General features: G+C 54.6%; 19 protein-coding genes. 14 read left to right on the forward strand and 5 right to left on the reverse strand.

Annotated elements, in window-relative coordinates:
* The first annotated feature begins 69 nt into the window (after nucleotides 1-69).
* From KNP75_RS01040 to amyS, 5 genes are all read left to right on the forward strand, one after another.
* Nucleotides 70-1,101 carry an ion channel gene (locus KNP75_RS01040; RefSeq protein ID WP_215189383.1) on the forward strand — a complete coding sequence of 344 codons (1,032 nt, stop codon included), beginning with the start codon at nucleotides 70-72 and terminating at the stop codon, nucleotides 1,099-1,101.
* A complete protein-coding gene (locus KNP75_RS01045; RefSeq protein WP_034779389.1) occupies nucleotides 1,101-2,228 on the forward strand; it encodes a YfbR-like 5'-deoxynucleotidase in 1,128 nt (375 codons plus the stop codon). Before KNP75_RS01040 ends, KNP75_RS01045 begins: the two co-directional genes overlap by 1 nt.
* A 114-nt stretch (nucleotides 2,229-2,342) precedes the next feature.
* Nucleotides 2,343-2,675 (forward strand): PadR family transcriptional regulator, encoded by a 333-nt coding sequence (locus KNP75_RS01050; RefSeq protein WP_215189384.1) that lies wholly within the window; start codon nucleotides 2,343-2,345, stop codon nucleotides 2,673-2,675.
* Nucleotides 2,672-3,199, forward strand: a complete 528-nt coding sequence (locus tag KNP75_RS01055; protein WP_214753625.1) for a DUF2812 domain-containing protein — start codon at nucleotides 2,672-2,674, stop codon at nucleotides 3,197-3,199. Before KNP75_RS01050 ends, KNP75_RS01055 begins: the two co-directional genes overlap by 4 nt.
* Before the next feature lie 199 nt (nucleotides 3,200-3,398).
* Nucleotides 3,399-4,916 carry an alpha-amylase gene (gene amyS / locus KNP75_RS01060; protein ID WP_251128252.1) on the forward strand — a complete coding sequence of 506 codons (1,518 nt, stop codon included), beginning with the start codon at nucleotides 3,399-3,401 and terminating at the stop codon, nucleotides 4,914-4,916.
* Between the two features lie 56 nt (nucleotides 4,917-4,972).
* Here the strand turns inward: amyS and KNP75_RS01065 are convergent, their stop codons facing one another.
* Together KNP75_RS01065 and lipA are read right to left on the reverse strand one after the other, a co-directional pair.
* Nucleotides 4,973-5,803, reverse strand: a complete 831-nt coding sequence (locus tag KNP75_RS01065) for a lipoate--protein ligase family protein (protein WP_215189388.1) — start codon at nucleotides 5,801-5,803, stop codon at nucleotides 4,973-4,975.
* A gap of 18 nt (nucleotides 5,804-5,821) precedes the next feature.
* A complete protein-coding gene (gene lipA, locus KNP75_RS01070; protein ID WP_353049028.1) occupies nucleotides 5,822-6,721 on the reverse strand; it encodes a lipoyl synthase in 900 nt (299 codons plus the stop codon).
* A gap of 327 nt (nucleotides 6,722-7,048) precedes the next feature.
* On the opposite strand from lipA, the gene KNP75_RS01075 reads away from it, so the two are divergent.
* Entirely contained in the window at nucleotides 7,049-8,998 is a 1,950-nt protein-coding gene (locus KNP75_RS01075; protein ID WP_215189392.1) for a glycoside hydrolase family 3 protein, read from the forward strand.
* Nucleotides 8,999-9,049: 51 nt separating this feature from the next.
* Here the strand turns inward: KNP75_RS01075 and KNP75_RS01080 are convergent, their stop codons facing one another.
* Entirely contained in the window at nucleotides 9,050-9,895 is an 846-nt protein-coding gene (locus KNP75_RS01080; RefSeq protein ID WP_215189394.1) for a DegV family protein, read from the reverse strand.
* Between the two features lie 4 nt (nucleotides 9,896-9,899).
* Nucleotides 9,900-10,748: a lipoate--protein ligase family protein gene (locus KNP75_RS01085; protein WP_215189395.1), complete on the reverse strand. Its 849-nt coding sequence runs from the start codon at nucleotides 10,746-10,748 to the stop codon at nucleotides 9,900-9,902.
* 100 nt (nucleotides 10,749-10,848) lie between these two features.
* Here KNP75_RS01085 and KNP75_RS01090 point away from each other — a divergent pair, with 100 nt between their 5' ends.
* From KNP75_RS01090 to KNP75_RS01100, 3 genes are all read left to right on the forward strand, one after another.
* Nucleotides 10,849-12,144, forward strand: a complete 1,296-nt coding sequence (locus KNP75_RS01090; RefSeq protein WP_138858727.1) for an HD domain-containing protein — start codon at nucleotides 10,849-10,851, stop codon at nucleotides 12,142-12,144.
* A 23-nt stretch (nucleotides 12,145-12,167) separates the two neighbouring features.
* On the forward strand, nucleotides 12,168-13,754 hold the full coding sequence (locus KNP75_RS01095) for a Na/Pi cotransporter family protein (protein WP_215189397.1): 1,587 nt from the start codon (nucleotides 12,168-12,170) through the stop codon (nucleotides 13,752-13,754).
* A 132-nt stretch (nucleotides 13,755-13,886) separates the two neighbouring features.
* Nucleotides 13,887-14,198: a hypothetical protein gene (locus tag KNP75_RS01100; protein WP_214792166.1), complete on the forward strand. Its 312-nt coding sequence runs from the start codon at nucleotides 13,887-13,889 to the stop codon at nucleotides 14,196-14,198.
* A 51-nt stretch (nucleotides 14,199-14,249) separates the two neighbouring features.
* Here the strand turns inward: KNP75_RS01100 and KNP75_RS01105 are convergent, their stop codons facing one another.
* Nucleotides 14,250-14,438 (reverse strand): 2-hydroxymuconate tautomerase, encoded by a 189-nt coding sequence (locus tag KNP75_RS01105; RefSeq protein ID WP_012727443.1) that lies wholly within the window; start codon nucleotides 14,436-14,438, stop codon nucleotides 14,250-14,252.
* A 164-nt stretch (nucleotides 14,439-14,602) separates the two neighbouring features.
* Between KNP75_RS01105 and ypfJ the strand changes: the two genes are divergently transcribed.
* The 5 genes from ypfJ to KNP75_RS01130 all read left to right on the forward strand — a co-directional run bounded on the left by ypfJ (nucleotide 14,603) and on the right by KNP75_RS01130 (nucleotide 19,289).
* Nucleotides 14,603-15,457, forward strand: coding sequence for a KPN_02809 family neutral zinc metallopeptidase (gene ypfJ / locus KNP75_RS01110; protein WP_034779359.1), 855 nt, complete (start codon nucleotides 14,603-14,605; stop codon nucleotides 15,455-15,457).
* A 107-nt stretch (nucleotides 15,458-15,564) separates the two neighbouring features.
* Nucleotides 15,565-16,413: a MurR/RpiR family transcriptional regulator gene (locus KNP75_RS01115; RefSeq protein WP_034779356.1), complete on the forward strand. Its 849-nt coding sequence runs from the start codon at nucleotides 15,565-15,567 to the stop codon at nucleotides 16,411-16,413.
* Nucleotides 16,410-16,865 carry a GNAT family N-acetyltransferase gene (locus tag KNP75_RS01120; RefSeq protein ID WP_215189399.1) on the forward strand — a complete coding sequence of 152 codons (456 nt, stop codon included), beginning with the start codon at nucleotides 16,410-16,412 and terminating at the stop codon, nucleotides 16,863-16,865. Before KNP75_RS01115 ends, KNP75_RS01120 begins: the two co-directional genes overlap by 4 nt.
* A 144-nt stretch (nucleotides 16,866-17,009) precedes the next feature.
* Complete coding sequence (gene murQ, locus KNP75_RS01125; RefSeq protein WP_034779351.1) at nucleotides 17,010-17,903, forward strand: N-acetylmuramic acid 6-phosphate etherase; 894 nt, start codon at nucleotides 17,010-17,012, stop codon at nucleotides 17,901-17,903.
* A 12-nt stretch (nucleotides 17,904-17,915) separates the two neighbouring features.
* Nucleotides 17,916-19,289, forward strand: a complete 1,374-nt coding sequence (locus tag KNP75_RS01130) for a PTS transporter subunit EIIC (RefSeq protein ID WP_034779348.1) — start codon at nucleotides 17,916-17,918, stop codon at nucleotides 19,287-19,289.
* Nucleotides 19,290-19,323: the final 34 nt, after the last annotated feature.

Genomic DNA, 19,323 nt, shown 5'->3' on the forward strand with positions numbered 1-19,323 from the left:
CCGAACGTAAGGTGGTTTCGTAAATCAAGTAAGTTGTCTCTAGTATATAGGAAAAGGAGGGGTTTTTCTGTGCATATCTTTTTTCGTGTCTGGCGCGGATTATCGAAATTATCGTTTTTAAACGTCGTCTTGGCATCACTCGTCATCATCTTGACCGGTACCGTCCTCGGATTTGTGCTTGAACCGGAGACGTTCCCGTCGATGTTCGACTCATTCTGGTGGACGATGACGACGCTCACGACCGTCGGATATGGTGACTTTTTCCCGACATCGGTCGCGGGACGTTGGCTCGGGATTTTCTTGTTCCTGTTCGGGATTGGGATTATCGGGGCGTTGATTGGAAAACTCGTTGAAGTCGGTGCGACGTTTCAACGGTTAAAACGGGAGGGGAAGTTAGTGTATCGAGGAGAAGGGCATTACGTCTACATCGGCTGGTCGCCGAAGACGAAAAAAGCGATTGATGAAGTGCTCATCTATGAGCCAAAGGCTGAGATCGTCTTGATCGATCAGTTGAAGGAAGAACCGTACGACCACGATAACGTTCACTTCGTCCACGGTGACGCGTCGGATGAGGCGGTACTCTTGCAGGCCAATATTTTAAAGGCGCGCCGCATCGCCATCTTCGCGGATGCCCGCATCACGGAGACACTCCTCGCCGACGGAAAATCATTGCTCATCGCGTCCGCGGTCGAAGCGCTATCGTCTGAACGCGGCGTCGATTTGCATACGGTCGTCGAGGTGTGCGAGGAACGGAACATCTCGAAATTCAAACACGTTCGGATTGACGACTTTATTCTCGCGAACGACTCGGTGTCACTCCTCATGGCGAAAGCGACGCTGCAACCGGGGACGACATCGATTTTCCGTCAGCTGCTCAGCAAACAGTCAGGGGGCAACATCCAGGCGCTCGCGCCGAAACCGGAATGGGCGACCATCCGGGATGCTGCCGAAAGCTTGTTGCGTCAAGGTGTGACGTTAATCGCCGTCAACGACCGTCTTGATTACGCGACGGTGCTCGATACACCGCTTCAAGCGAACGATATGCTGTACATCGTCTGTCACGATGACTCGTGGGAACGACTGAACCAAGGAGGAATTTGATGCATAACGGAACGTTTATCCGCAAGATGACACGCATGCAGAACGTGCAACGCTGGGACGAATATGCGCCGCATTATCATGACAACGCGGCAAGCCACAGTTTCCGCGTCGCTGTCTTCAGCTTGATCGCCGCATACTACGAAGAGAACAAAGGACAGGACGTCAACTTGCTCGACGTGCTTGGGAAGGCGTTGTTCCATGATATGAACGAAGTGCAGACCGGCCCGATCATGCACCGGACGAAAAAAGAACCTACGCTCAAAGAACATATCGAACGGATGGAGCGGACGGCGAGTCTCGGCCTCGTCGAGTTACTGTCGCAGTCGCTGCGGCCGCATTTCTATCGTTTTCTCGTCGAGGCGGAGGACGACTCATTCGAAGGACGGCTCGTCGACGGCATCGACTCGTTCGACGCGATGCTGTTCGTGCGCCGCGAAGTCGGACACGGCTCGCCCCATTTCGTCGCGAAGCTTGAAGAGATGAAAGCAGCCCTGCGCAATCATCCGCTCGAATCGGTCCGCTGGCTCTACGAACAAGTCGAGGCGGAGACCGACGTGGCGACGTTCATCGAGAACGTCATGCGGATGGACAGCGTAAGGCGTTGGAAAGGCCGTTTCAATACGATTGACGATAACGACGCCATCCATGGATTCCGGGCGGCCGCGCTCGGGCTGTTCAGCGGCTTGTTGGAGCGCGAGAAGTATGACGTCGACGTCGATGTCGCCGAACTGACGGCCCGTCTTCTCTGTCACGACCTCGTCGAAGGGGTGACCGGGGACGTGCTCGGCCCGGTGAAACATTCGACCGCGGAGACCGGTGCGGCGTTCGAAGCATACGAACGAGCCGAGAGCGAGGCGTTGTTGTCGCTCCTGCCTGACTACATGCAGCCGGCGTTCCGTCGCTATATGGCCGATTCGAAAGATGACACGTACGAAGGCATGCTCGTCGATATGATGGACAAACTCGATGCGCTCATCAAGATGAACATGGAGCGGAAGATGAACGGGGCCGAGTATGAGGTCACGTATCGGGAGCAGCTCCGTAAAGTGCAGATGCGTTACGAGAACCCGAGCATGTTGTTCTTCTTGGCATACATCTTGCACGATTTAGATTACGTCACCAGTTAACGAGGTCGCAGACGAACCGTCTGCGGCTTTTTATATATCATTCATTGACATATATCATTCAACGATATATAGTGAGGGTAAGATATATCAATGAATGATATAGGAGGTGGCGGGATGCCACGTAATGACACGATCGAACTCGGAGAATTGACCGACAGCATGCTCTATATCCTGCTCGCCTTGACCGAGGCGCGTCACGGCTATTTGATTATGCAGTTCGTCGAGGAGTTGACGAACGGACGAATCAAGATCGGTCCCGCGTCGATGTACACCATCATCAAGAAGCTCGTGAACGCGCAACTGATTGATCCGATTGACGGGGACGGCAAGCAGAAACGCTATGTGATTACGACCCAAGGCCGCGCACTCGTGGCCGAGGATTTGAAACGACGGCAAGCAATCGTTGACGATGCACGCTTCATTTTGGAAGGGGAGGGACACCGATGAAACGGAAATATATGTCGAGTTGGGGACTGGCGTTCGCCGAAGAGCGGGAGATGAAAAAGCTGCAGCAAATGGCCGCCGAAGGCTGGCATTTAGAGAAGTTCGCACCGCTCGGCTATACGCTCGTCGAAGGAGAGCCGATGGACGTACGCTACAGTCTCGATTACCGCCAACGGCCGGACGAAGATTACTTCGAGCTGTTCGCCGCGAGCGGTTGGGAACACGTGACATCGACCGGTGATGAGATTCATGTGTTCAAAGGTCGTCCGGATGCCATACCGCTTTACACCGATCAAACGACAACGCATGACAAATATGCGCAAGTCGAGCGGCAAATGGGGAAAGCCGCGCTCGTGTTTCTGGTCATTTCAATCGGGCTGATGCTGTTGCTCCAATTAAATTGGTCGGGTACGGCCGAGGCGATCATCTGGATTGTCCAAACCCTCGTGGTGATCGGACTCGTCTTCACCGGCCTCCCGTATCTTGGTTTTCTCGTGAAGCGAAAACGATTGGAGCGTGACTTGTAACTAGGCGGATGGCACAAGCCATCCGTTTTTGTTTTGGTCGACTGAACTATTCAAGGAAAAAATAGTTAGGCGCAGAGAACCGTTTTTTCGAAATCCTCTATTCAATGAAAGTAGAATCAGGCATGATAATTAATGAAAGCGCTTGCATTCATTTTGAAGAGGAGGAACGGGCATGGGTAAAAGACGGAAAGGCTTGGCGATGACGGCTGGTGTCACCGCGATTGCACTGCTCGCCGGGCAACCGGTCGCACAGGCGGCGACGCCGCAAAACGGTACGATGATGCAGTACTTTGAGTGGTATGTCCCGAACGACGGACTGCATTGGAACCGACTATCGAATGACTCGCAGCACTTGAAGGACATCGGGGTGACGACGGTATGGATTCCGCCGGCGTACAAAGGTACGTCACAGAACGATGTCGGGTATGGGGCGTACGATTTGTACGATCTCGGCGAGTTCAACCAAAAAGGGACGACCCGGACGAAGTACGGGACGAAAGCGCAGCTCCAGACCGCCATCTCGAACTTGCGCGGTAAAGGGATTGGCGTGTACGGCGACGTCGTCATGAATCATAAGGGCGGGGCCGACTATACCGAATCCGTTCAGGCGATCGAGGTCAATCCGTCGAACCGGAACCAAGAGACGTCCGGCGAGTACGGCATCTCGGCCTGGACCGGCTTCAATTTCGCGGGGCGCAACAATACATACTCGCCGTTCAAATGGCGCTGGTACCATTTTGACGGCACCGATTGGGATCAGTCACGCAGCTTGAGCCGCATCTATAAATTTAAGAGCACGGGCAAGGCGTGGGACACGGACGTGTCGAACGAGAACGGCAACTATGATTATCTTATGTATGCCGACGTCGATTTCGAGCATCCCGAGGTCCGCCAAGAGATGAAGAACTGGGGCAAATGGTACGCCGACTCGCTCGGGCTCGACGGTTTCCGGTTGGATGCGGTCAAACATATCAGCCACTCGTACTTGAAGGAGTGGGTGACGAGCGTGCGCCAGACGACCGGGAAAGAGATGTTCACGGTCGCCGAGTATTGGAAGAACGATCTCGGTGCCATCAACGACTATCTGTATAAGACGGGCTACACGCACTCCGTCTTCGATGTGCCGCTCCATTACAACTTCCAAGCGGCCGGTAACGGCGGCGGGTATTACGATATGCGCAACATCTTGAAAGGCACCGTCACCGAACAGCATCCGTCGCTGTCCGTGACGATTGTCGATAACCACGACTCACAACCAGGCCAGTCGCTCGAGTCGACGGTCGCCAACTGGTTCAAACCGCTCGCCTACGCGACGATCATGACGCGCGCTCAAGGTTATCCGGCCCTCTTCTACGGGGACTATTATGGAACGAAAGGGACGACGAACCGTGAGATCCCGAACATGTCGGGCACGCTCCAACCGATTTTGAAGGCACGGAAAGACTTCGCCTACGGGACGCAGCATGACTATCTCGATCATCAGGACGTCATCGGCTGGACACGTGAAGGGGTGACCGACCGCGCCAAATCGGGTCTCGCGACAATCCTATCGGACGGTCCGGGCGGCTCGAAGTGGATGTACGTCGGCAAACAGAACGCCGGCGAGGTATGGAAAGACATGACGAACAACAACGCCCGTCTCGTCACAATCAATGCTGACGGCTGGGGCCAGTTCTTCGTCAACGGAGGCTCGGTCTCGATTTATACGCAACAATAACGAAAACACCCGATTGAAGTGAGGTGATCCTCTCTTCAATCGGGTGTTGTTTGGATTTAGCGTTTCCATACCCATTCGTCACTCTCGTATTTGGCGACGAGCTCCTGAATCTCTTGTTGCTGCGCCTCGGTGAACGTCAGCGGTTCGAACGTCAAGTCGAACGTGTCACGGAACCCGTCCGTGAACGCCGCCGCGACCTCGTCGAAGGCGACCGGTCGGCCGAGTGTCTCGTTCAACGAAACGGCCTTGTCGCCGAAACGGGCTTTCGCCTCCGCCTTGGCATCGGCCTCGAGATTGAAGCAGTCGAACAGGACGTCATCGTCAATCGATAACGGGATTGAGCCGTGTTGCAAGACGGCGCCTTGGTGGCGCACTTGGGCGCTCCCGGCAATCTTTTTCCCGCCGACGGCGAGCTCGTAGTACGAAGCGGCGTCGAAACAGACGGCCGACTTTGGTTTTCGGAGTGCCTCGCGGTCTGCCTCGGTCAATGGTACCGAGAATTCGGCCGGGACGCCGAGCGCGTGGTAGCCGCGGCGCACCCCTTCGGTCAAGAGACGATAGCTCTCGATGACGTTCGTCGGCAAAGACGGCATCGTCTCAGGGAGAATGACGCTATACGTCAGTTCATCTGCGTGCAAGACGGCCCGCCCGCCGGTCAAACGACGGACGACCGGGATGCCGTTCAACGTGAGTGCGTCCCGATCGAGGTCGCGCGTCGCCCGTTGGAAGCGTCCGACGCTGATGGCGTGCGGGGCCCAGGCGTAAAAACGGAGTGTCGGTTTCAAGTCACCGCGCGCGACCCAGCCGGCGATGGCCTCATCGATGGCCATGTTCTCGGCCGGGGACAGCGGGACGGTGTGAAGCAAATGCCATGTCGTTCCAGTCATAAACGTCTCTTCTTTCTATCAGTCGATTGGCAACATCGTGTGACGACGTGCCTTGTGGACTTGTTCGTCCGCGTGATACGAGGAACGGACGAGCGGTCCGGCCTCACAATGGGAGAAGCCTTTCGCCAACGCAATCTCTTTTAACTCGGCGAACTCATCTGGATGGTAATAGCGCTCGACGTCGAGGTGCTTCTTCGTCGGCTGCAAGTATTGGCCAAGCGTGAGGATATCGACGTGGTGGGCCCGCAGGTCATCCATCGCCTCAATCAACTCTTCGCGCGTCTCGCCGAGTCCGACCATGATCGACGACTTCGTCGGGATGTCCGGGTTCAGCTCTTTCGATCGTTTTAAAAATTCGAGCGTCCGGTCGTACGTCGCTTTGGCGCGGACTCTCGGCGTCAAGCGGCGGACCGTCTCCAAGTTATGGTTCATGATGTCCGGTCCGGCATCGATGAGCGTCTGGAGCGCCGAGAAGTCACCCATCATATCGGACGGGAGCACTTCGATTGACGTCTCCGGGTTCATCCCGCGGACGGCGCGGACTGTCTCGGCGAATACCGTCGCTCCGTAGTCGTTCAAGTCGTCGCGGGCGACGGCCGTGATGACGACGTGCTTCAGGTTCATGAGACGGACCGATTCGGCGACGCGTTTCGGTTCTTCCCAGTCGAGCTCGTTCGGCTTGCCTGTCGTGACGGCGCAGAAGCGGCAAGCCCGTGTGCAAATACTTCCGAGAATCATGAACGTCGCGGTACGGCGGACGGCCCAACATTCATGGATGTTCGGACATTTCGCCTCTTCACAGACCGTATGTAGATTTTTCTCGCGCATCATCTTTTTGAGACCGGTGTATGTCTCGTTCGTGTTCAGTTTAATTTTTAACCATTCCGGCTTTCGTTTGATTTCCCCTCGTGCCAAGATGATTTCCCCCTTTGTGAAAGTTAACCCCTAACGGAATGAGTTTACCAAAGATGGGGCCGAATTCGAACCAGCGAAATTATTGGCTTTGCCAATACAGGTCAGCTGTGTGTCAAAACAGAACATATATTTCAAAATGGTTACGCTTTCATGTGAAGTGTTGTTTCCCATTTTTTGAATTGCTATACTGACGTTGACCACCTGAATAAGGACCATATGTAACTGATACGATCAGGCATGGGGTGAACGAGCGTTGGTGAGGCAACGCTTCTTCCTCCATGCCTTTTTGTTTGGGGGTCGGGGAAACTTTCAAAAAGGAGTGGGGAAAACATGAACAAAGCACTGAACTGGACGGCGACACTGGGGCTAACGACAGCACTACTCGTCTCATCGGTCCCGATGGCGAACGCGGTCGTGGCAGAGGAGACGCCGGCCCCGTCGATTGAGCAGCGTGTCGACGCCAAGCTCGATTCGATGACGCTTGAACAAAAGCTCGGCCAAATGATCATGCCAGACTTCCGATTATGGAACGGGGCAAACCATACGGCACTCGCAACAGACGTGGCGCGTGTCGTCGATCGGTTTGATCTCGGGGGTGTCATCTTGTTCGCGGAAAACGTGACTGAGACCGAACAGACGACGAAACTCGTCCACGACCTCCAAGAAGTCGTCAAACAAGACGAAAGCAACGATGTCCCGCTCTTCATCACGATCGACCAAGAGGGTGGGATCGTGACACGTCTCGGAACGGGCACGAACTTGCCGGGTAACATGGCACTCGGGGCGACACGGAGCAGCCAGTACGCATACGACGCGGGGAATATCATCGGTTCAGAGTTGAACGCACTCGGGGTGAACGTCAACTTCGGTCCGGTGCTAGACGTCAACAACAATCCGGCCAACCCGGTCATCGGCGTCCGCTCGTTCTCGAGCGACCCGGAACTCGTCGGTGAGCTCGGTTCGGCGATGACACAAGGAATTCAAGACCAGGGTGTCGCTGCGACGGCGAAGCATTTCCCGGGTCATGGTGACACGGCGGTCGACTCGCATTACGGGCTTCCGATCGTCGATAAGTCGCTCGAAGACTTGCGTGGGCTCGAACTGTTACCGTTCAAACGGGCCATCACGGAAGGCATCGACATGATTATGACGGCGCACATCGGCATGCCACAAATCGAGGATGAGGTCGTGAACTCGCCACGCGGCACGTTCCCGCTCCCAGCGACGTTGTCGGACGATGTCATCACCGGCGTCTTGCGTGAAGAGATGGGCTATGAAGGCATCGTCGTCACGGACGCCTTGAACATGCAAGCAATCGCCGACAACTTCACGGAAGCGGAAGCGGTCATCAAGACGTTCGATGCGGGCGTGGATATCGCGCTCATGCCGACGATTTTACGGTCGAATGCGGACGTCGTGAAGCTCGAGACGATTTTTGAAGACGTCATGGGCGCTGTCGAGGACGGACGCCTGTCAGAAGAGAAGATTGATGCAGCGGTCGAGCGGATTTTGACGCTCAAAGCGGAACGCGGCATTTGGCAAGAGTCGGTCGACACGACGACGCTCGAGGCGAAACTCGCCGAGGCGAAAGCGGTCGTCGGCAGTGCCGAGCATAAAGCGAAAGAACGTGAGATCGCCGAAGCGGCCGTCACGCTCGTGAAGAACGACGACAAGACGCTTCCGTTCAAACCGAAAAAAGGTGAGACGGTCCTCGTCTTGTCACCGGCGAAAGACCAGACGGACAGCATGATCAAGACGATCAAGTCGCTCGAGAAGAACGCCGGCAACATGAAAGACGTGAACGTCATCGCCGCGAACTATACGGCATCTACGAAACACTTGGATCAAAACCCGGTATTGAAAGAAAAACTCGACGCGGCCGACTATATCATCGTCGGCTCGAACGTGAACAACAGCGTCAAGCTGAAATCGACGTCGGCGGACAACTACGTGCCGGCCGAAGTGTTCCGTTACGCGAACGAGACGGGCAAGAAGTCAGTCTTGCTCAGCCTGCGTAACCCGTACGATGTGGCGGTTCAGCCGGACGCACCGGCCCAGCTCATCATCTACGGCTTCAAAGGTGACCCGAACGGACCGGACTCAGAGGCGGGCAATGCCAAATCGGCAGGACCGAACCTCCCGGCCGGCATTCGTGCCATCTTCGGTGAAGTGAAACCGACGGGCAAACTCCCAGTCGACGTACCGACGTTCGAGAACGGCGTGTTCGGTGACGACTTGCACCTCGAGTTTGGTGACGGATTCCGCAACTGGAACAAGTAAACAAAAACCGCGGGCGCCCCAGGAGGGTGCTCGCGGTTTTTCGTTTGCTCGTCATGCTTCAAAATAGCCGACGACGAGCAGGCCTGGGCCTGTATGTGCCCCGATGGCCGAACCGACGATCGTCTTCGTGACGCTCGCCGGGTTCATATGCTGCCGAAGCAACGCCTCGAACTGATCGGCTTTGACCGGGTCGTCCCCGTGACCGATGAAGACATGCCCACCCTCGACGAGCGGTTTCGACTCGGTCATCCACTCAGCGATGCGCCGCATCACCTTCTTGTGACCGCGAATCTTCTCGATCGGGACGAGCTTGCCGTCTTCGACCGTGAGGAGCGGTAAAATCGTCAACAAGTCACCGATGAATGCGCTCGTTTTTGAGACACGACCGCCGCGCATCAAATACTCGAGCGATTCGACCGTGAACAAATGACGGATTTTGCCGACGAGCGACGTCGCGTAGGCGACCGTCTCTTCATACGAGTGGTCCTGGCCATATTCAGCGACCGTTTTGACGAACAATCCTTGGCCGACCGAGGCGGCACGCGTATCAAGAATATGGAACGTACTGTTCGGGTATTCTTCTTTAAGTAGGTTTCCGACCATGACGGCCGTCTGATAGGTGCCTGAGAGCTCACCGGAGAAAGCGAGGTACAGGAACGGGATTTCCGATTCGAGATGTTGACGGAAACATTGTTCGAGGCGGGCCGCCTCGATTTGGAACGTCTTCGGCGTCTTCCCGGCACGCATCGCGTCGTACACGTCTTTCGGTTGAATCGTCTCACCGTCTAAAAATTCGTCGTTGTCGATGACGACACCGAGCGGTAGCATTTCGAGACCGTACTCGACGATCTGGTCTTGGGTCAAATCGGCGCCGGTATCGGTTATGATTTTAAACATGCGGTCACTCCTCTATTAATTGTTGTTCAATCTCACGGATCGGTTCATTGCGCTTCCACATCCGGTCGAGCTGGGTCACGAGCATCGCCTGCTCGTCTGCGTCGAGTGTGCCAGGTATGAGCCGGCTCACGTCACTGAGGACGGTGTAGGCGCGGCGCAACACGTCATCGACAGTGAGCGGGATACCGAGCAAGTCCTCGAGTGACGCCATCGTCTCAGGGACGATGGCCGGGTAGGTGAACTTTGTCGCTTCACCTTGGATGGCTTGCGCATAAAAGTCACGGATGAGCGCGGCTCGTTCGCTCCCGCTCTTGCGGACGCTCAAATAAATTTGGACGGCGACACCGCCACGGACACGGCGCTGTGAGATACCGGCGAACTTCTTGCCGCCGATGGATAAGTCGAAACTGCCGGGACAGTAAGATCCAACGATTTCGCCAGCGACAATGTCTGTCGTCACGTCTTGAAACATGAGTTGGATGAGCGACGTCATCGCCTCGTAGCCGCTATCGATTTGAATTCCGTCTTTCTCAGGTAGAATCAGGGATAAGTTCAATACGTCTTCATCCAAGACGACGGCAAGCCCTCCTGAATTTCGCACGACGGGACGGAATCCATGTTCATGTAGAAAACGGATGCCGTCTGACAAGTGAGGCAGGCGGGCGTCTTGAATGCCGAGCACGACCGTGTTTAGATGAACCCAGGCCCTGAGGACGGCACCAGACGTCGCGGTCGACGCACAGAGCGTGTCGTCCGTCGCGAACGATTGCTCGGCTTGAAACGCAGGACCGAGCGAGGACTGATCGATGACACGGTAGGTCGGTTGTTGTAATAATGGATGGGTCATATACATAATTCCTTTTCAATAAATAATTTCCTTCCCATTATAGCATGGGAGGAACCACGCGCTAGAAGTCGAATCCAATCATTAATGAAACGTAGGGGGCAACGTCATGTACACGTCACGAGGTCAATTATCGGGGTCGAAAGTGTTCAAAGATCCGGTTCACCGCTATATATATGTCTATGATCATCTCGTCTGGGAATTGATCAACACGAAAGAGTTTCAGCGCTTGCGGCGCATCAAACAGCTCGGGACGTCGTTTTTGACGTTCCATGGCGCCGAACATACCCGGTTCCATCATTCGCTCGGCGTCTATGAGATCGCTCGGCAGCTGATCGACCAATTCCACGAGTATCCAGAGTGGGACGACCGCAACCGGGAGCTGTTGCTCGCAGCGGCGCTCTTGCACGATGTCGGCCACGGTCCGTTCTCACACGCGTTCGAGCACGTCTTCGCCGTTCGCCACGAGGTATGGACCGAACGGATTATTCTCGGGGACACGGAAGTGAACAAAGTGCTGTCCGAGATGGGGGTCGGCTTCCCGGAAGAAGTGGCGGCCATCATCAATAAGACACACCCGAACCGATTGCTCGTCAACATCCTCAGTTCTCAGCTCGACGTCGATCGGATGGACTATCTGCTTCGCGACGCCCATTTCGCTGGGGTCAGTTATGGGAAGTTCGACCTTGAGCGGATGCTTCGGGTACTGCGTCCCGATGAGGACCAAGTCGTCGTCAAACAGTCGGGGATGCATACGATTGAGGACTATATCATGCGCCGCTATCAAATGTATTGGCAAGTCTACTTGCATCCGGCGACGCGATCGAGCGATTTGTTGCTCAAAGCCGTGCTCGAACGGGCGCAAGAACTATACGAATCGGGTTATTCTTTCGAGATGACTCCAAAGCATTTCTTGCCGATTTTTAACCATGAAGACATGACGCTCGAGCATTATTTGAAGCTCGATGAGACGATCGTCTATTTCTATTTCCAGGAATGGATGGATGAGGCGGACCCGATTTTGGCCGACCTTGCGAGCCGCTTCGTCAACCGTCGTTTGTTGAAATATAAGAACTTCCCGGAAGCGAACCGCGTCCGTTATATGGACCGCTTGCGTTCAACGATGGAGGCAATCGGTTTACCGACCCGTTACTACTTGCTCGAGGATCAGCTCAGCCAATTACCATACGATTTGTATAAAGGGCACGGGACATACGAAGGCATCTATCTCAAGATGAATGATGGCGACCGCCGGGAAATTTCGGAAGTGTCGATGCTCGTCCAATCGATTTTAAACTCACGACAGTCCGACGAGAAAATCTATTATCCGGAGGACGTACTGCTCAACTTGAAAGATCACGCATCAGAAAAAACATGGATGTTGTCAACGTTACGAGGCGATTGAATCGTTGAAAAGGAAGTGACACCATGGGAATCGGCACATTGGTCGGGGGAGTCGGCATCTTCCTACTCGGGATGATGCTGTTGACGGATACGTTGAAAAGCATGGCCGGGGAACGCCTCCGGCAACGATTGAATCGCTTGGCTGAAGGACCTGTTTCGGGTGCCTTTCTCGGAGCGACGATGACGACGTTGTTTCAGTCCTCGACCGTGACGACGCTCATGACAATCAGTTTTGTCAGTGCCGGCCTGCTGACGTTCACCCAAGCGCTCACACTCGTCATCGGAGCGAACGCGGGTAGCGCGACGACCGGATGGATCGTGGCGCTCTTAGGTTATAACGTCGATATCCGCGAGCTGTTGCTCCCGCTCATCGGGGTCGGCATGGCGCTGCGCTTGATTGGACGGCGCGTCAAACGCATCGGCATGCTCATGGTCGGACTTGGCCTCATTTTTGTCGGCATCGGAACGCTCCAAGAGGCGATGCGGGAAGTTGTCACGTTCTCGTTCGCCAGTTGGGAAGCGGACACACCGCTCCACCAACTTGCGCTTCTCGGTACGGGCCTGTTGATGACTGTTTTATTACAGTCTTCAAGCATCGGTCTTGTCTTGACGATGACGGCGCTCGCGACTGATACGGTCACCCTTGCCCAAGCGTGTCTGCTCGTCTTAGGGCAAAGTGCCGGGACAAGTCTCGTCGTCGCGCTCGGGTCGATCGGAGGTTGGAAGTCGGCCCGCCGCATCGTCTTGGCGCACGTGCTCGTCCACGGCTCGATTTTACTTATCGGCTGGCTAACCTTCCCGCTCTTGTTCGGCGTCGTCAATGGTGTGGCCGACCGTCTCAATTGGAACGAACTGTTGCGGCTCGCCTTGTTCCACACGTCGTTCCATCTGCTTGGTGTGTTCACGTTTTTGCCGTTCCACGAGGCGTTCAGCCGTCGGTTGCTGAAGTGGGTCCCGAGCCGGGCGGAGAAGCTGACCCGGTTCTTGAACCCGAACATGGCCCGCATCCCGACGGTCGCGCTCGAAGCGGCCCGACGCTCGTTGATTGAAATCGAGCGCTATCTCGCCAAAGAGACGAAACTGTTACTAGCGGAAGGACGAAAGCGCGACGACGAGCTCCAACTCGTGGAGAAGACGCTCGGGGACGTCCGTGTCTTTTTGAGCACGATTCAATTGGAGGAAGGGCGGGGCCGCAATGACTATGGGCAACACTTGTCGCTGCTTCATACGATTGATCATTTGGAGCGGTGGCTGTTCGTCATGCGAGAAGTCGACCCGGTCGACGCGCTCCGGGACACAGACTTCCTGGTCGCGCGCCAGCTCGTCTTGCATGAACTCGACATGTTGGAGACGCTCAACCATCACACGCCCCCGGAAGAGTCTCGGCAGTGGAAAACGGCCTCGAAACAGCTCGCCGAATATCGAAAAGCGCACCGGGCCGAACTGCTCGAGGAGACGGCGGCCAATCAGCTTGAGATGGACCAGACGATTCAAAAGGTGCAAGCTCTCCTCTGGCTCGATCGGATTGGCTATCACATTTGGCGTGCGACGCGTCATCTCATTAAACCGACCGTCCCGAGCGAGCGGTTTGAAGTGAATCTGCAAGACTGACCACATTTGTAAAAATACATCCAACATTTATTATGTAATTGAAAATATATACCAAAAAAATAAAAATCCAAACACTGTTAACATCTATATTTGTATAATGATTGTACATTAGACATTATGGGAGGATTTTTTATGCCATTTAGAAAACCTGTTTCAACAATGGGCGGATTGAATTTTTGGATTAATGTTCAACAAAATGAGCATTTTGTGATGCAAAAACACAAAACTGGGCTCTGGCCATATAAATTCCGTATTTTAATGAGAGCAACGTCTAAAGAAATTGCCAATGCGAATGATTTAGAAACGATTCAATATGATTGGAGATTCCTTGAGACTAATGCGGTTCCACGGATTGATGAGAGCGGCTTTTTAGAAATCACTAAAGTCGAAACAATCGTAGAAGATTTGATTATGAAAACTATTTCTAATAAAATGCCGTTTTGAGGTAAAAAGAATGCCATGTCCACAACAGGGACATGGCATTCTTTTACCTCATTACTTCTTGTCCGCGTGCATAACGCCGGCTTGACCGTAGTGCGTCGCGTCCATCTCTTCGATGAAGACGGTGATGTTTTCTTTCGGTGCGTTCGTCGTCTCCGAGACGGCGTCCGTCACTTTTTCAATCAAGGCACGTTTTTGTTCGACCGTGCGGCCTGGGAGCATTTTAACAGTTACGTATGGCATAACATTTCCTCCTTTTAGTTCGTTCCCTTTCATTCTAGTGAAAGGTGGGGCGGGTGGAAAGCAGAAAATCGATTGAGCGGACGGTACAAAGAAAAAATGCAGGTGCGAAATATGTGAAAACGGGGTAAGGAACAAGACAGACTAGACGTAGGAGGAACAGGCGGATGAAATGGAAGGGTAGACAAGCAAGTCGTAATGTCGAAGATCGACGGGGACAACGTGTCGGAGGGAAAGGGATTGCCGGGATTGGCGGAGGCTTCGGTCTCATCTTGGTCATCGTCTTCACATTGCTGAACGGGGGCAATCCGGCAGACATTGTCAACAACATCGGGATCGGCGAACCACAGTCGTCCGAGACGTATCAAGGTTCGGCACGAGAAGAAGAGATGGCAGACTTCGTGTCGGTCGTGCTAAGGGATACCGAGGAAGTATGGACCGATATATTCGCAGAGAACGGATTGACGTATCGGGAACCGACGCTCGTCTTGTATAAAGACCAGGTTGAATCTGCCTGCGGTATCGCGGGATCGGCTGTCGGACCGTTCTACTGTCCCGGTGACCAAAAACTATACATCGATTTAAGTTTCTATGATGAACTCAGTCAACGTTTCAACGCACCGGGTGACTTCGCGATGGCGTATGTCGTCGCCCACGAAGTCGGCCACCACGTCCAGACGTTGCTCGGCACGACCGATGAGATCATGCCGCTCCGTAACGAGATGAGTGAGACCGAGTTCAATAAATATTTGGTCCGCTTCGAGCTTCAGGCCGATTATTATGCGGGCGTCTGGGCCCACCACGCCCAAGGCATGGGCTACCTCGAGGCTGGCGACGTCGAAGAGGCGATGAATGCGGCGCACCAAATCGGGGATGACACGCTTCAAAAACAGGCACGCGGCTATGTGACGCCAGACTCGTTCACCCATGGGACGTCCGAACAGCGGAAACGCTGGTTCGACAAAGGGTTCCAAAACGGGACGATTCAAGGCGGCGATACGTTCAATGCCAAAAACTTATAACGATCAGGTCAAGCTTCGGCTTGACCTTTTTCATATCCAAGTTGGCTTGTGCAGAAAGAATCCGCTATCATGGAAACAGAAACTAGAAGTAGGAAGGGGATGACCCGATGGAATCCTTACTCAAAAAAATCGAACTCGCTAAAAGTGAGATGACGTCTGTCGAGAAGAAAATCGCAGACTATATTTTGACCCACTCGACGCTCGTTCCGAACATGACGACGAAAGAACTTGCTCAAAAGACGGATGTGTCAGAGGCGAGTATCGTCCGGTTCGCCCGTGTCGTCGGCATCGACAGCTTCAAGGCGTTCAAGCTCGCCCTCGTCAAAGACTTGGCCATCACCGAGACGACACTCACCGACTTCAACGTGTTACAGCAGAAAGACACACCGTACGATTCGTTTCAAAAAGTCATTCATGTGAACAAGATGGCGATCGAGGCGTGCGCCGAGGCGATGGACAAACGCGAGCTCGAGCATGCGATCGATACGTTCGCCCGAGCGAATCGGGTCGTGTTTTATGGGGTCGGCGGCTCGTCGACGGCGGCGTACGACGCCCAGTACAAATTCACGAAACTTGGCTATGCGGCCCAGACGTCGCAAGACTTCCATTACATGTTGTCACTCATCCCGCATCTCGGACCGAACGACGTCTTTGTCGCCATCAGCACGTCGGGTCGGACGAAAGATGTGCTCGAACTCGTCCGCTTCGCCAAGAAGAAAGGGGTGCCGGTCGTCGCCATCACGGACCTCGATAAATCTCCGCTCTATCGGGAGGCGGACGTCCGTCTTTGCACGCCGAGCGTCGAACGTGACTTCCGGATCGCGAGCATCGCGTCACGGATGACCCAGTTGACGATCATCGATACGCTCTATATGGGTCTGTTGCACCGAAAAGGCGAAAGTTTGATTGACCGTTACGCCGAGGCGCGTGACGAGATGGTGAAGTTGCGCCGATGATTCACGTTTATGATGCGACGTGGCGCGACAAGGTCGCGGCGTTCTTGTTGCGGCAGTCGGCGTTCGCGAGCTTGAACGGACAGACACCTGAAGCGTTTCGAGACGAGAATTTGACCGACTTTGAAGCCGAAGGGACCGTCAGCCTCGTGTTTGAAGAAGGGGACGTCATCGCGGTCGCTGATTTGTTGAAAGAACATCCAGTCGACGGATCGCTCTGGCTCGGCCTGTTCGTCGTCGACGAACGATTTCATGGTACCGGCGTCGCGCAACGGCTGTATGAGCAACTTGAACAGGAATATATGCGCCCTTTCCAGACGGTGTTTCGGCTCGGTGTCTTGCCGCACAATGAACGGGCACATCACTTTTGGGAACGACAAGGTTATGTGTACGAAAAAGATTCCGTCACGGCACGGGGCGACCACGTCCACGTGATGAAGAAACTGGTCGAATGAAGGGCTCGGTCCGCTATGGGCTGGGCTTTTTCAATGGACTGGGCGGCATCCTCATTCCTTTTATGAAATTTTACTTCCTTATTTTTTTAAATAAGTTTGACTTTTAATTTCAAGTTAGTACAATGAAATCAGAGAGAAGAAAGGATGGTGGCGATGTTAGACAAACTGGCTACTGAAAGACGGAATGAACGAACGATGCACTTGGACGAGATGGCGGTCGAGGAGTTCCTCGCGGTGATGAACGAGGAAGATCAATCGGTCCCCCACGTCATTAAAGAAGAGCTATCGGTCATTGCCGAAGTGACGAAGCGTGCCATCGCATCCTTCAAACAAGGCGGGCGTTTGATTTATATCGGCGCAGGGACGAGCGGACGGCTCGGTATCTTGGATGCGGCAGAATGTGTGCCGACGTTCGGCGTATCACCGGACATGGTCGTCGGACTCATCGCCGGAGGCGAGCGTGCGCTCATCAAAGCCGTCGAGGGAGCAGAAGACAGCAAGGATTTGGCAGTCAATGATTTGAAAGCGCTTCACTTGAGCGAGAAGGACACGGTCGTCGGAATCGCCGCGAGCGGCCGGACACCGTACGTCATCGGCGGGCTCGATTACGCCCGTGAAGTCGGGGCGACGACAGCTGCGTTATCATGTAACAAAGGATCAAAAATCAGCGACCACGCCGAGTATAAAATCGAGGTCGAGACGGGTCCAGAAGTATTGACCGGTTCGACCCGTTTGAAAGCAGGGACGGCGCAAAAACTCGTCCTCAACATGATTTCGACGGCGTCGATGATTGGGGTAGGGAAAGTGTATCAAAACCTGATGGTCGACGTGCAGCCGACGAACGAGAAGTTGGAGGTGCGGGCCAAACGGATGATTGCGGAAGCGACAGGGGTCGACGAACAGACGGCCGCGCGTTATTTTGATTCATCCGGTGGGCACGTCAAGACGGCGATCGTCATGATTTTAGCCGATGTCCCGCATGCGGAGGCAGTCGAGCGATTAGAGCGTGCGAACGGATTCGTCCGTGACGCATTATAAGGGGGATTCGAGATGAAGAAAGAAGAGGTTCTTGCGCATGCGATACTCGAGCATGTCGGAGGGAAAGACAACATTCGTCAACTCGCGCACTGTATGACACGTGTGCGTTTGGCGCTCAAGGATCCGACGAAAGCGGATCTTGCCGCCTTGAAACAAATCGATGGTGTCATGGGTGTCATCGATGATGAGACGTTGCAAATCGTCGTTGGCCCGGGGACGGTCAACCGCGTGGCGGACCATCTCAGCCGCGAGACGGGGCTCGCCATCGGAGAAGAATCGGTCGACGCGAACTTGACTCCGGACGAACGGGCCGCCATCGAACGTCAAAAAGTGAAAGACAAACAGAAGTCGCCGTTCAAGCGCTTCTTGCGTCGCTTAGGGAATATTTTCATTCCGCTCATTCCAGGACTTGTCGCTTCAGGTATCATTAACGGAGGAGCCAACTTCGCGAAGAACGCCGGGGTCGACCCGACGGAAACGTGGATGCAAATCCTCTTGTTGCTCGGTAGCACGGTATTCGCCTATCTCGCCATTCTCGTCGGTTGGAACACGGCAAAAGAGTTCGGCGGGACGCCGGTACTCGGTGCCATCGCCGGGGGGATCCTCTTCAACCCGGTGCTCGCGGACATCACCATTTATGGGGAACCGCTCGTCGTCGGGCGGGGTGGACTGTTCGGGGTCATCTTTGCCGCTTGGCTCATGACGTACATCGAGAAACATGTCCGTCGCTTCATGCCGACAGCGGTCGATATCATTTTCACACCGCTTCTTACGGTACTCGTCGTCGGTTTCACGGCGCTCTATGCGATCATGCCGGTCGCAGGCGTGTTGTCGGACGGTATCATGCAAGGTCTTAACGCCGTGCTCGAAGTCGGTGGACCGGTCGCAGGGGCTGTTCTTGCTGGATTCTTCTTGCCGCTCGTCATGGTCGGATTGCACCACGGACTCACACCGATTCACTTGGAGTTGCTCAACACGGTCGGTAACACGGCACTCTTGCCGATCCTGGCGATGGCCGGGGCCGGACAAGTCGGGGCAGCACTTGCCATCTTTGTGAAGACGCGCAACCAACGCCTCCGTAACATCATCAAAGGGGCGATCCCGGTCGGATTCCTTGGCATCGGTGAGCCGCTCCTCTACGGGGTCACGCTTCCGCTCGGTCGTCCGTTCTTGACGGCTTGTATGGGCGCAGCGGTCGGCGGCGCCTTCCAAGCGACGATGAAGACGGCAGCACTCGGGATTGGGGTCTCGGGTCTCTCGCTCACACCGCTCATCGACAACGGCATGTACTTGACGTACATCGCAGGTCTTGTCATTTCGTACACGGCAGGCTTCGTCTTCACATATTTCTTCGGATTCAAAGAAGAGATGGCGGACGGAATTTAACAACCGAGGCGGCTCTTTGGAGTCGCCTTTTCAT

This window comes from Exiguobacterium sp. s6 (assembly GCF_018618155.1).
Lineage (GTDB): Bacteria > Bacillota > Bacilli > Exiguobacteriales > Exiguobacteriaceae > Exiguobacterium > Exiguobacterium mexicanum_A.